This is a genomic window from Methanobrevibacter filiformis, assembly GCF_001639265.1.
Lineage (GTDB): Archaea > Methanobacteriota > Methanobacteria > Methanobacteriales > Methanobacteriaceae > Methanacia > Methanacia filiformis.
On sequence record NZ_LWMT01000266.1, the window covers coordinates 1 to 13526 of the forward strand.

The window sequence follows — 13526 nt, forward strand, 5'->3', positions numbered from 1 at the left end:
AATCAAATCATTAAGCTCAGTAGAACTAATATGACGCACCACTACTTCTTTAGAATCTTTACTCATATACCAATATTATATATTTTATACTATATAAATATTGTCAAAAAATAGGTATCGTACTATATTGTATCATACTCCTCGGTAAAACGTGCATATTTAGTTTTATATCTTTTTGCTTCCAATATAATACTTGCAATTAAAAATTTCTTTTCCTCTTCTTTATATTTACTATTCTCAATAAAATCTAATATTTCAGAATTAATTTTTAATACCACTAAATCACCTCATAATATTTTTTTTAAGAAATTCTATGCATTTCATAGAATTCTTTGCATTGATTGCGAATTCTCTGTATCTTTCTGCTTCTTTTTTTATTATTTTTGAACTAATTTCGCTCCCATCATCTGGAAAAACTAACATATCATAAATAATTGCTTCTTTTTTGCCTTGGAAGTGTCGTAATATCCTACCCCTTCTTTGAACATGCTCTCTTGGATTTGATGTACTTGACATTATTATTGCATTTCTTGCAGACGGAATATCTACACCTTCATCTAAACATTTCATTGCTACAAGAGCCTTATAAGAACCATCCTCAAATTTTTTAATTAAATAATCACGTTCAGTGAAACCCCCATATTTTTCTTCTTTTCTAACTTTTTCAGCATTTGTAAATTTATGTTGAGTTATTTTTTTATCATTTAAAATCTTTTGAACTTTATCTATTTGCTGAGGTGAACAAAAAACAATTAAATCTTTAATGTTTTTATTTTCATCTAAAATTCCAATGAGTTTTTCATACTTTTCTTCAGCATTATTAAGTATACCTTGTCTCTTAAAACAATAGGAATCTAACTTTGATCTGTCTTTCTTTTCTGAATTTAAGATATTTGCAATTCCTGCAGTTAAATATTCATACAATTCGAATTCTTCCGAATTCAAGTCAACAAGAATAGGTTTATATATATAAGGAGTCAAATAATATTCACCAGTGCCAGAATTAATAGTATTCAATGCATCTCCAATATTAAATTCAAAAACAACCCCTCCAAAATATTTCATGATATAATTAGTGCCTTCATTATCAAACCATCTCTCAGGAGTAGCACTTAATCCCAATCTATAATTATATGAGTCATCAAGTGCTTTTAGCTGTTTAAGAGAACCAATCCCATGAACTTCATCAACAATTAATAATAACTTAGCTTTAGATTTTTTAATATTTTCTATGAAATAAACCGAGGATAGTGTTTTATGAGTAGTTACAATAACAAAGTTTTTCTCAATATCTAAAATGGAGTTAATTATTAAATTTTTTATTTGAGTTTTCCATTTGTGGTTCTTGCTTGAAGCCACTATAATTTGACCTTTATAAAATTTTTTAACATCTTTAATCCATTGATCAATTAAATGAGATTGTGGGCAGGCAATAACTGTAATAAGATTTTCATTTTCGTGGAAAATTTTAGAAAAGCAAGAAAGTGCAGTTAAAGTTTTTCCTGTCCCAGTTGCCATTTCTAAAATACCTTTTTTTCCATTTTCCCACCAATTTTCAATGGCTTCTTTTTGATAATCTCTTAAAACAATTTTTTCATCAGTATTAACATCATTCACAGGTTTACTTGAATAATTATTTAAATTAATTTCATCAATGTGGTTAGGTGCAATTTCAATTATTTTTTCAGCTATAGCTTCAGGAAGATTAATAACTTTAGTTCTCTCACTTAAACCATTCCAATAATTATTAAATGATTCATAGTCTTGTTCAAAATATTCTTTTTGCCCATTATCCCAGTTTTTAAATACTTTAAAATCTTCAACATTATATTTTAATCCATTAGCTGTTTCATTATTAGATCCACTGAAAGAAATGGCATTTCCTTCATCATCTTCCAATATTCCTACTTTCTGATGAAACATTCCTCCTTTTTCAGAGACAATAGCTATTTTTATTTCAAGGTTATTATTTGCAAGCATCCAACCTAATGCAGCTACATGATCTTTTATAAATTCATCTTCAATATCATCAAGTGAATTGATTAAGTAACTTTCCAAGATTTTCGATGGGTTTTCATTAGTTTCTTCAATAATTGATATGTCTTCCTTTGAAAGTATTGCACTGCAAATAAGGTACATCTTCCCATTATTTTTAATAAAATTTTCCATTCCTCTTGCAACTGTTGCTAAGCTTGATGAAGAAAAGAAACCAGATAATCTGCAATATTTTTGAGAATTTGAAAGTACTGGAATATAAAAATCACTGATCATGTCATCTTTATCTGAATCATACTTAATTTTTATATTAATATCTTCCAAAACCATTATATTCACTTTATATTGCTAAATTCTTAATCATACATAATATATACTCTTCAATATAATTTTAAACTACTACCTGCCTTTCAATTTTAACTAATTAGGAATATAATGTAAAAGACAAGTGTTAAAACTATTGTAATATTAATGAAAAACTATTATCATATACTAGTCTTTTTGTTCGTTATCATATATAATGATTATGGTTTGCCAATAGATTAACTATAGACTTTCAATATTATTTCATAAAAAATAAAAAATAACTTTAATATATGGATCAGGATATTATAAAATATATTTCCTTTGTGAAAATGTCAAAGCATAGGACTAAAGTATTATATTCTTTAGAAGAAGAAAATAGAGTAAATGAAAGTAAGTTAAAACGTCCAAGTGAAATTTCACATGAAACACAGATGCCACTTAGTGATGTTAGCCGTGCTTTAAGAGGTTTAAAAGAAAACAGTTTAGTTAAATGTTTAAATGAAGATGAAAAGCAAGGTAGATTGTATGAACTTACAAAGCTTGGAAAAAAAGTCTTAAAAAATATTTAAACTAAAAAAGAACCTTGATAATTTACAATACTTTAACAAAATTTACTTAAATGTCATGCAAATAATTATATTTAGTGTAGTGAGACTTATTCGCTGATAGTATTACAAATTATAGTAATAGTATTATATTTACTTCGTTAAACCATTATATAACGAACTAAAAACATGAAACAATGAAAAACACCTAAATATAAATTGATACATGTATACGTAGAGATAAATATAAGACTATTTTCTAAAAAAGATAAAAAGAGAAAATATAGAAAAATTATGTGAGTTATAATGTAAATTATAAGACTATCTTTAGTAAAATGATAAATTTAGTAGTATTAAAAAATATATATTAATTTCATATACTACATAATATAAATACGATAATATATTTATTAAAAAGATAAATTTAGTAATATTAAAAAATATATATTAGTTTCATATAAAAATGATTATAGTTATTACTATGTTTTTACTATAACTAATTAATTAGTAAAATATGACCAAATAATAATAAATTCTAAACATTTCAATAAACTATGTTCAATTTATATTAAAAAATAAAATGAAAAATAAATAAAATCAATTAAAAGTAAATAAATTAGCTTTTAGATTTTATTTCAGTATATCCACATTTACCACAAGCATATCTATCACCGTGATCAGCCATGAACACGCCTCCAGCACATCTTGGGCAAAAAGGATTTTTTCTTTTTAATTTGTCTCCATCTACTTCGTAAAGATCAGATTTTTTCATAATAAACACACCTATTCATCAGTAGCTTCGCCTTCATCCGCATCATTAGTTTCAGCAGGAGCATCAGCTTCTTTATTTTTTTCTATTACATGTTCAGTTTCAATACTTTTTAAATTTTCTTCAGTATCATATACCTTAGCATATCCTGCTGCTTTAGCTTCACCAAAATGAGGTTGAATTGAATCAATCACAATTAAATTTTTTTTAGTGTTGAGTAAAGCAACGAGTTTACTTTTAACATCTAATAATTTAGGTGTTGGTTCACCTTGGTATACACAATCAAACTTAACTTCGTTTCTATTTAAAACATTATTTTGTTTTTGAGTAATTATATTTATATCCATATAAAATTCTCCATGTGGTACATTATATAATCATTAATTTATATGAACATTAATTTTCCATATAAAATAATATTTTTATACGACCTTTTATATAATCTTTATTTATAAATTTTAATTTTAATCCATGATGATTTTAATAGCTAATCAATTATTAAAAATAGCTAAATAATTATTAAAATAAAATTATAATTCATCAAACTTATCCATATAGGATTTTGCTACATCTTTAAGATCAGTGGAATTTACAAGAACAAGACCTTCATTTGGCTGACCATAAAGAATTACAGAATTTTCAGGAGCTAACAGAATACATGGAAGAACAGCAAGATCCTCTTCTCCTTTAACCACGATTAGTTGGTATTCATTATTAGCATAAGAGATAGCAGTTTTTATGGTTTCCCATAAAGCATCAGTTATTGTTCCTGGAGCATTGTTAACAGTCAAAATATTTTCAGCATGAAAAAATTCAAAATCATGCTCCTCTCTTTGAATACGATTATCAATAATAGCTAAATTAGGGAAAATCTTTGATTCTAAAAGATTTTTTGTTGTAGCATCACCAACAGATATTAAAAAATCAGCATCCTTAATAATATTTACAGCATCATCAAAAATGGGGAAAAGTTCACCTAAAGGTATTTTTAAAATATTTCTTAATTCTTCATTTATCAAAAACCCCATATAATCCCTTCTTAAAAAGAAATAATTTTAAAAGCAAGTAACAAGACAAACACAATATTAATAAAGAAATTTAATATAGTTTAGATAAAGAATTTACTGAATAAGTAATATAGAATTATCTAACTTTAAAATATCCTTAAATATCTTAAATGAAATTAAATATCTTTTAAATTATCTGACTCTTAAAGAGTATTCTCCAGGTAAATTAATATTAAGTTCGCCAGCAATATCTGAACTTTCTGGATCTATGATAATTAAAAGACCACTCCAATTACTGGAAGTAGGGTTATTACAAACACTACAACGTTCCTTAGTAGTTATCCTTTTACAAGATGTACAAGATTTTTGGCTCATTTTTTATCCTTCTTCTTTTCAGCTTCAATCCATTCAAATCTTCCAAGCCCGTGTTGTCTCATAGTAAGACCAATTCTGGTTTCTTTAGTAGACTTACCTTTCAGACTAATAGCTACAATTCTAGATCGTACACCATTTCCTTCTTCTAAGGTTTTCTTAGATTCTTTTCCAAGAAGTGCTCCTCTTTTAGCATCGTAATCTATATAATCATCAGTAACTTGAGATACATGTACAAGTCCATCCATTGGACCCATTCTAATAAATGCTCCAAATTCTGCGATTTCGATAACTTCCCCATCTATTATTTCTTGTAATTCTGGTTTGAAGAATACTGCATTGAATGTTATATCATAATAAGCTGCACCGTCACCCATTATAATTTTTCCTTCACCTATTTCTTCAATATCATTAACACTAACAAGTAACCCTAAAGTTTTATCTAATATTCCATTATAAGTTTCATTTAATGTTTCAATAGCTACTTCTTCAAGGGGTTCTTCAAATCTATAAGGGGGAATTCTTACAGTATCCTCAATTTTTGATAAAAAATACAAATACATACCTCACAAGTTTCAATTATTTTATAAAATCATTATAAGCTTTAATTTACTTATGGCATGATAACCATTAAAATTTATATTATATATATTTATGTATTATTTAATATAAATACTATATGGACTATTATAAGTAAAACAATATTAGCTATAATTTGAAATGAATATAAAATTAGTACAGTGATTTCGCAAAATTTTCTATTTTGCAAAATCTAGTCATAAATACTTAATTAATATTTTTCTTTATATAATTCAATAGACCTTAAAGTTTCAATTTCAGCTACTTCTTTGTTTTCCCATCCTAAAACTTCAGTTTTTTTACCTTCAAGATTTTTGTATGTTTTAAAGAACTCCTCTATTTCATCTAATAAATGAGAGGGAACATCCCCAATGTCTAAAACTTCCTTATATTTAGGATCTTCTACAGGAACTGCTAAAATCTTATAATCCTTGTCTCCACCATCAATCATCTTCATTATACCAATAGGTCTTGATTCAATAACACAACCTGGAAATGTTGGTTGATCCATTAAAACAAGAATATCCATAGGATCTCCATCATCATATAAAGTTTGAGGTATAAAACCATAATCCGCAGGATAAGCAACTGAAGAATATAAAACCCTATCAAGAGCAAAAGCTTCTATATCTTTATCATACTCATATTTATTTCGAGATCCTTTTGGAATTTCTATAATTGCAGTTATTACTTTAGGAATATCAGATCCTGGAGCAAGTTCAGTCCATAAATTCATATTAAACACCATTAATTGTTATTTTTAAAATTTATTAATACATCAATAAATAAAAATTAAATAAATAAGTTAGCTAAATAGTTAAACATGACCATCAATTGATAAATAACGTTTTTGTCTTAAATATATGACAGTTATTCCTTTTTTTCTTGCTTTAATCCTAAGTTCTTTATCATTTGTAGCTAAAACTTGAGATATTCTAATTAAAGCATTATCAACAGATTCATCATCTTCAAGAGAAATATTTTTTTTAAAAATTTTAGGAGAATTAGCTATTTTAAGAGCTAATTTTGCATTAATTCTATTTTTATTCTTTTTATTTTTTGATAAACCAACTAATTCATCTATTATGAAGTTAGTTGTAGTTAATCGATAAGAAGGTAATGTTTTTTCAAGTTCATTTATTACATCAACATTTAACTGAAAAGGAATCATGAAGAAATTTGTATCAATTACAACATCTTTAAATAAATCCATTTAGCCAAATCCTTACTTAATAAATGATTAATATAATTATAATACTATTAAATAAGTATATTATTAATAATTATATCTTATTAATAGTTATAATAATAGATATCTAACAATAGCTATTTGATTATACCATAACCAATTAATCTCCATCTGGCACCAACTCTTCTGCTTAGTGCTACTCTATGTCCAGAATCAGCACAAACTGGCAATTTTAAGGTGACATCGACAGATTTACCTTTAACATTAGTAACCACACCAATAGTTGTGGTTGTTCCACAATTAATCATTAAAGGCTCTTTAATTTTAATAGGAGCAACGTCTCTTTCTTCTTTAGTTCCAACAACACGATCTAGGAGATGAGTTTCCATTTTAAATTTGTGTAATACATCAGGTAATGTACCAGGTTCACCTGCAACAGATCCAGATAATGAATCTGCTTTTGTAAGAGATGGATCTAAGGTAGTAGCTACACCAATAAGTCCTCCAGGACCTATTTCTTCTACTTCTTCCCCTCCAGCATTTAAACCTATAATTTTAGAAGTTAAACTTATCCATGCATGTTTTCCATCTTTTTTATTTTCAATACCTGGGCGTATTTCTATTTCTTCCCCTAATTTAACAGTCCCTTGTACTAAACTTCCACCAATAACTCCACCTTTTATTGAATCTGGTTTTGATCCAGGTTTGTTTATATCGAAAGATCTAGCTACATACATCCTATATGGCTTTTCACTATCCCTTTTAGGAGTTTTAATTATTTTCTCAATTGTTTCGATTAAAATATCAACATTAGCCCCTTGTTGAGCAGATATTGGAATTATTGGAGCATTTTCAGCATTAGTTCCTCTTACAAACTCTTGGATTTCTCCATAGCTTTCAATAGCTCTTTCTTTAGAAACAATATCTATCTTATTTTGAACAATAATTATGTCTTTTACACCAATAACATCAAGAGCCATTAAGTGTTCTTTTGTTTGAGGCTGTGGGCAATATTCATTAGCAGCTATTACAAGCACAGCACCATCCATGATTGCAGCACCAGATAACATTGTAGCCATTAGTGTTTCGTGCCCAGGAGCATCAACAAAAGATATTTTTCTAAGAACTTCAGTTTCACTTCCACAATGTGGACAAGTTTGCGAAGTAGTGTAAGACTTAGATGATTCACATTGACTACATTTTCTAAAAACAATATCAGCATAACCTAAACGTATGGAAATTCCTCTTTTTGTCTCCTCACTGTGAGTATCCGTCCATATCCCAGACAATGCTTTTGTAAGAGTAGTCTTACCATGATCAACATGCCCTACCAAACCTATATTAATATCAGATTGTATTTTCATATTCCACCTGTTAAAATTTATTAATTAAATTGTAATAATGATGATTAAATTAATAAAAGCATTCCTTATATTTAAAATGCTTAATTCATAAAATAACTTTCGATCCAACTTTTAATTCGTGCCGAAAATCTAGAGAAATCTTTGATTTCTCATTTTAAAAATTTGTTTTATATAATATAAAATTATTATATCATAAGTAAATTAGTAAAATTTCTAAAGTATTTAATAATTAATAATAATATTAGTAATATTAAATCAATAATTAATAATAAAATAATAAAAATATTAGTATAATATAATAAGTATATATTATATTATTTATATTAATAATAATTTTCTATATATTTATAAATAGAAGAAGAATAGTGAATAAATTTTATAAATTAACAAAACAAATATTAAACTAATTTTTAATTTATGAAAAAATAATAAATATTTGAATATTTTAATTTTTAAGCTTTAGAACTATTCTTCTCCTTCAGCATCTTCTTCAGGATTAAGTATTTCATCTATAGATTTACTACCAGCAGTAGCAACAATAGTATTAATTTGAACAATATCTTCAGAAATTGTATTTCCTCTTAAAGTTTTTCTTCTTTTAACACCATCAGCTTTTGGGTTGTACCCAATACCACCAGATAATAGACTTTTAATTCTTCTTGGTCCATCAACATCTTTTTTCATTGGAAAACCATTTTTATCACTACCACCAGTGATTTTTAAAGTATATCCATTTAATCCTACTAAATCACCGTTTAAATCATCTCCAATAGTTAAACCAATAAATTGTTTGTTTATGGAGTCATCAGATTCTACTTGGTAACTTGTTTCCTTATCTGAAATAACTACTTTAAATGTCAAAAAATTCCTCCTTTTTAGTTTTTATTATATATGAATAATTAATCAAAATTATACTTAATTATATATTATAATTAATAATTAAAGTTTAGTGTACACTACTAATTTAATATTATTCCTCAAAAAGACCAAGTTTTCCCCAGTTGGAATCGGTTAATCTCTTAATTTCAACAATTTCATCAAGGATTCTGAATTCATCTTCAGTTAGTTTATTTTTAAATTCTTTTTCAAGTATTTTAAAATGTTTTTCAGGAATATCCACATATAATTCATCCCCTTCTTCAAAACCTTTGCCAACAATAGCTCCTTTAATAGCCATTGCAACTTTTTGACCTTTTGTGGCTGAATTAAGATTGTCCCTTTTATCTTGCATACTTTCAACAGAACCTATAACATCACCATTACTATTCATAAGTATGTAACCTTGTTTTACAGTTCCACCTGAAACTTCGATTCCAGCAATAGCTGGTTTACTTTGTCTAAAGATTAATTTTGGAATAATTCTTATTTTTGCAGGTTTAATAATTGCATCTAACCATTTCTTCTTTTGGTCATCTTCACGTTTTTTAAGCCATTCTTCATAATCTTCAGTTATTTGGTAAATAACATTACCTGAAAATAGCTTAATATTAGAAGCATCAAGTTCTTCTTGAGCCTTAGGATGTATTTTTACATTAAACGCGAGAATAACCCCATATTTAGGATTTTCATTTTCAACAATAGATGCATTAACAACATCTCTCCTTGAAACATCCCCAATATCTGCAAATCTAATAGGAATATCTAAATCATTTAAAAGATTTATAATAGCTTCAAGAGACCCTAAAGTATCTGCTTTAACCATTACTCCAGTATCATCAGTATTAATTGTAATATCCTCAAGTTCTTTCAAAATCTCTTCTTTAACATTAGAATTAGGATTATTAACCCTGAGAGGAGAACCTGAAACAACCATATCGAGTTTAGGAGCAACAATTTTAATACCTGCTGCAGCTACAACTTCATCCATAGATTTAAACCGTTTTTTAGAGACCCTAATTTCTTCAAGAGGTCTTGGTTTTAATATAGAACGTATTTTAGTAGTAAGAATATCATTCTTTTCCATTAAAACAATTTCATCATTTTTTTTAAGAATCCCATCGTAAATAATAGCATCAATAGTAACTCCAAGTCCAGTTTCTTCTTTAATTTCCAAAACTGTGCCTTTAGCTGGAGAATTCTCCTCAATTTGCAATTGTTGTGTTAAATATTCTTGAGCAAGCCCAAGTAACATTGCTAAAAGCTCAACAATTCCTTCACCAGTTTTAGCACTAATTGGAATTATACTTACCTGAGATGCAAAGTCACTTATCCTATCAAATCTTTCAGATTGGAAACCTTCTTTATGTAATTTTCCAACAATCTCATAAATCTGATTATCTAAGTTCTGTTTAACACTTTTAGCTTGATTAGAAAAAGTCTCCGAAAAAGAACTATTTTCATGAACTTCCCATCCAAAAAGCTTGTCTATTTTATTAGCAGCTATTATGAAAGGAGTTTTATACATTTTCAATATATTTAATGCTTCGAGTGTTTGAGGCTTAAAACCTTCATTAATATCAAGAATTAAAATAGCTAAATCTGCTAAAGCCCCACCACGTTTTCTAAGTGATGTAAAAGCCTCATGTCCTGGTGTGTCAATAAAAAACAATCCAGGAATTGTTTTAGTTATTTTTAACTTACTAATAAATGTTCCACATATTTCATCAATAGTTTGAATTGGTATTTCAGTTGCACCAATATGTTGAGTTATGCCTCCAGCTTCTTTATCAGCCACAGTACTTCCTCTAATAAAATCAAGTAAAGTAGTTTTACCATGATCTACATGACCTAAAACTGATACAATTGGTGATCTGGTTTTCATTTAGCTCTCCACACATTCAATATTAAAAAGTTTAAAAGTTCTGAAATATTTACTTATTAAATACATAATAAAGGATTATTAATTTAAGGATTATTAATTAAACCAATTAAGTTAATTTACATTATTCATATATCCATCCTTGATCTGAAATTTCATAATCAAAGATTTCATTTGAGTTAAAGAATAAATTTATTTCTCGCTCAGCAGATGATGGAGAATCTGAAGCATGGATTATATTTCTACCAGTGTCCATTGCAAAATCTCCACGGATTGTACCTAAATCTGCTTCTTTAGGATTAGTTGCCCCTACAATTTTCCTTATTACACTAATACAATCATCCCCTTTAATAACCATTGCAAGGGAAGGTGAAGAAGTTATATAGTCAACAAGACCTGAAAAAAATGGTTTATCTTTATGTTCACCATAATGTTGGCTTGCTAATTCTTCATCAACTTGTAAAAGTTTAACAGCTATTAATTGAAGTCCTTTTTCCTCAAATCGAGACATTATTTTTCCTATAAGACGTCTTGAAACAGCATCAGGTTTCATCATAACAAAGCTTTTTTCAATCATTGTTTAACCCATTTAACTTTTCTTGGAACTCTTCCAAGTTTTATCATGTTCTTTTCACATTTACTGCTACAGAAGAAGTATATTGAACCGTCTTTTTTAACATACATCTTTCCAGTGCCTTCTTCTATTTCTTCTTTACAGAATGAGCATACTCTCATGTTCCACACCATTTATATTTATTAAAATATTATTAAAGTAGAATTAGAGAGATTATGGAGTTTTAATCTCTTTTGCTTCCCTAATTGTATCAAGTAACATCAAAATATCTCCTTGTCTAACAGGACCCATGATATTTCGAGTTAATATTCTCCCTTTATCTCTACCATCAAGAATTCTACATTTAACTTGCATTACTTCCCCAGTCATTCCAGTTCTTTTCAAAACCTCAATAACTTCTGCAGGACTTCCTTCTTCCATTATAATCACCTGTATATTAGGTAATCTTCAAAACTCCAAATATGAACTATAAATACTTTTATATTAGTTCATTTTAAAATTCAAAATTTTAAGATTAATCTAGCAAGAAAAATAATTAGTTTTTAAGTTCTGTAACTTTTTCTACGACTTCTGACACTAATTCTTCAGCATCACCAGCGTCTACAATACAAGCTGAAGCAGTACCTACATTTAATCCAGCAGCTCCACCTACTGCATCTTTAGTAGGCAAGTATACATAAGGAATTTCTTTTTCCTCAGCAAGAACTGGTATATGTGCGACAATTTCAGCAGGATCCACATCTTCAGCCACAAGGACTAATGCAGCATTTCCTCTTTCAATAAATTTAGTAACCTCGTTTGTTCCTTTAGCTACTTTTCCTGTGTCCCTTGCTATTTCTAAAGCCTCTTCTGCTTTCTCTGCTATTTCTTGTGGTACATCAAATTTTACATAAATTGCTTTTGCCATATTATTTACCTCCTTTTTCATCTGGCATTTGCCATCCATCGGCAAATATTATAACTGCAGCTATAATAATCGTGAAAAACAGATTAATTATCTGCCGTTATAATATAATCATATAACTTAAAGAATAAATTACTAATCAGAGGATAAAATATCTAATTAAATAATAACTCCCTTAATTTAATATATGATCAGATTAAATAAGTTTTTATTAATTTGCCTAATTAACAAGCATATAAAACTACAGTAGTTAAAAATCACTTAATATTCAATAGTTAAGTTATAAAAAGAATTCAAAAATCATCAAATTATTGATTTCATGAAATTATAACTCTGAAAGAATTAAACTCTAAAAGAATTAGACTATAATAAATTTAATTTCCTAACTTATAAATATTACCCTTATATCATTTATACCATGAAAATTATAATCATGAAAACTGATTTTACACCTTTTAAAAGCACAAAAAGAATATATTATTTAATAGCTATTATAAAAACAGTTCAAAGTTAAAATCAATATAATTTTAAGAATTATAAAAAGTTATATCAACTAAAATAAAAAGATAATCAAAAATATCCATAATCCAACAACAAATTGATTAATAGAGAACTAATATTTAAAATAAAACAGAAAAAATAATTTTAAAAAGAATAATATATAATTAAGTTAAAATAAGTTAATTTATAAATTAAAAAGAAAGAAGAAAACCTATTTAATAGGTTTAACTGCTAATTTAATATCTTCGGCTTTAACAGTTTTTCTTCCAGCATGTCTAGAGAATTCAACTGCTTTTCTAGCTATTTCAGTTCCGTAATCTTCAACTACTTCAGCTAAAGCTTCTTTAGCATTATCACTTACTCTTTCTGCGCCAACATTCTTTAAAATTCTCCCTAAAGGAGCGATTGGTAATTCCATATTTAACACCTCAATATTTGATATACATACTTTATCCTTCATCATATATAAATATATCGATTAATTGACCTTAAATTTTAATTATATTTCAAACTAAATAATATAAGTTTATATGGCAAGAATCCATTTAATTAATCAACATATATATCCCAAATTAAGCAAATATATTAATTTAATTAACTTTTTCACAATATTATGTACTAAAATATACAAACCACATTTAAAATCATGAATGTCAAGAATAT

General features: G+C 27.2%; 18 protein-coding genes. 1 reads left to right on the top strand and 17 read right to left on the bottom strand.

The genetic code is table 11. From position 1 onward, the window contains the following. Positions 1-122: 122 nt before the first annotated feature. Together MBFIL_RS10675 and MBFIL_RS08545 are read right to left on the bottom strand one after the other, a co-directional pair. On the bottom strand, positions 123-278 hold the full coding sequence (locus tag MBFIL_RS10675) for a hypothetical protein (protein ID WP_157078737.1): 156 nt from the start codon (positions 276-278) through the stop codon (positions 123-125). A 4-nt stretch (positions 279-282) separates the two neighbouring features. After that, a complete protein-coding gene (locus tag MBFIL_RS08545) occupies positions 283-2325 on the bottom strand; it encodes a DEAD/DEAH box helicase family protein (RefSeq protein ID WP_066973561.1) in 2043 nt (680 codons plus the stop codon). 305 nt (positions 2326-2630) lie between these two features. Here MBFIL_RS08545 and MBFIL_RS08550 point away from each other — a divergent pair, with 305 nt between their 5' ends. Continuing rightward, a complete protein-coding gene (locus tag MBFIL_RS08550; protein ID WP_245637485.1) occupies positions 2631-2870 on the top strand; it encodes a phenylalanine--tRNA ligase subunit alpha in 240 nt (79 codons plus the stop codon). Positions 2871-3462: 592 nt separating this feature from the next. Here the strand turns inward: MBFIL_RS08550 and MBFIL_RS08555 are convergent. The 15 genes from MBFIL_RS08555 to MBFIL_RS08625 form a co-directional block, all read right to left on the bottom strand. Continuing rightward, on the bottom strand, positions 3463-3618 hold the full coding sequence (locus tag MBFIL_RS08555; protein WP_066973566.1) for a 30S ribosomal protein S27ae: 156 nt from the start codon (positions 3616-3618) through the stop codon (positions 3463-3465). A gap of 11 nt (positions 3619-3629) precedes the next feature. Beyond that, positions 3630-3962, bottom strand: coding sequence for a 30S ribosomal protein S24e (locus tag MBFIL_RS08560; RefSeq protein WP_066973568.1), 333 nt, complete (start codon positions 3960-3962; stop codon positions 3630-3632). Between the two features lie 183 nt (positions 3963-4145). After that, on the bottom strand, positions 4146-4643 hold the full coding sequence (locus tag MBFIL_RS08565) for a GTP-dependent dephospho-CoA kinase family protein (RefSeq protein ID WP_066973572.1): 498 nt from the start codon (positions 4641-4643) through the stop codon (positions 4146-4148). A gap of 171 nt (positions 4644-4814) precedes the next feature. Then, positions 4815-4997, bottom strand: coding sequence for a transcription elongation factor subunit Spt4 (gene spt4 / locus MBFIL_RS08570; RefSeq protein ID WP_066973574.1), 183 nt, complete (start codon positions 4995-4997; stop codon positions 4815-4817). After that, the gene (locus MBFIL_RS08575) at positions 4994-5557 is read right to left on the bottom strand and encodes a DNA-directed RNA polymerase (protein WP_211261748.1); all 564 of its coding nucleotides are present in this window, start codon (positions 5555-5557) and stop codon (positions 4994-4996) included. Before MBFIL_RS08575 ends, spt4 begins: the two co-directional genes overlap by 4 nt. A gap of 227 nt (positions 5558-5784) precedes the next feature. Then, on the bottom strand, positions 5785-6309 hold the full coding sequence (locus MBFIL_RS08580; protein ID WP_066973577.1) for an inorganic diphosphatase: 525 nt from the start codon (positions 6307-6309) through the stop codon (positions 5785-5787). Positions 6310-6390: 81 nt separating this feature from the next. Next, on the bottom strand, positions 6391-6786 hold the full coding sequence (locus MBFIL_RS08585) for a type II toxin-antitoxin system VapC family toxin (RefSeq protein WP_066973579.1): 396 nt from the start codon (positions 6784-6786) through the stop codon (positions 6391-6393). 113 nt (positions 6787-6899) lie between these two features. Next, positions 6900-8126, bottom strand: a complete 1227-nt coding sequence (locus MBFIL_RS08590) for a translation initiation factor IF-2 subunit gamma (RefSeq protein WP_066973581.1) — start codon at positions 8124-8126, stop codon at positions 6900-6902. A 465-nt stretch (positions 8127-8591) separates the two neighbouring features. Then, the gene (locus MBFIL_RS08595) at positions 8592-8987 is read right to left on the bottom strand and encodes a 30S ribosomal protein S6e (protein ID WP_066973583.1); all 396 of its coding nucleotides are present in this window, start codon (positions 8985-8987) and stop codon (positions 8592-8594) included. A 109-nt stretch (positions 8988-9096) separates the two neighbouring features. Beyond that, a complete protein-coding gene (infB, locus tag MBFIL_RS08600) occupies positions 9097-10887 on the bottom strand; it encodes a translation initiation factor IF-2 (protein WP_066973585.1) in 1791 nt (596 codons plus the stop codon). Positions 10888-11008: 121 nt separating this feature from the next. Continuing rightward, positions 11009-11461: a nucleoside-diphosphate kinase gene (ndk, locus tag MBFIL_RS08605; protein ID WP_066973586.1), complete on the bottom strand. Its 453-nt coding sequence runs from the start codon at positions 11459-11461 to the stop codon at positions 11009-11011. Beyond that, positions 11458-11619 carry a 50S ribosomal protein L24e gene (locus MBFIL_RS08610; protein ID WP_066973588.1) on the bottom strand — a complete coding sequence of 54 codons (162 nt, stop codon included), beginning with the start codon at positions 11617-11619 and terminating at the stop codon, positions 11458-11460. Before MBFIL_RS08610 ends, ndk begins: the two co-directional genes overlap by 4 nt. Before the next feature lie 52 nt (positions 11620-11671). Next, the gene (locus MBFIL_RS08615; RefSeq protein ID WP_042703705.1) at positions 11672-11878 is read right to left on the bottom strand and encodes a 30S ribosomal protein S28e; all 207 of its coding nucleotides are present in this window, start codon (positions 11876-11878) and stop codon (positions 11672-11674) included. A gap of 115 nt (positions 11879-11993) precedes the next feature. Further along, positions 11994-12365 (bottom strand): 50S ribosomal protein L7Ae, encoded by a 372-nt coding sequence (rpl7ae, locus tag MBFIL_RS08620; RefSeq protein WP_066973590.1) that lies wholly within the window; start codon positions 12363-12365, stop codon positions 11994-11996. Positions 12366-13074: 709 nt separating this feature from the next. Next, positions 13075-13281, bottom strand: a complete 207-nt coding sequence (locus MBFIL_RS08625; protein WP_066973592.1) for a histone family protein — start codon at positions 13279-13281, stop codon at positions 13075-13077. Between the last annotated feature and the right edge of the window lie 245 nt (positions 13282-13526).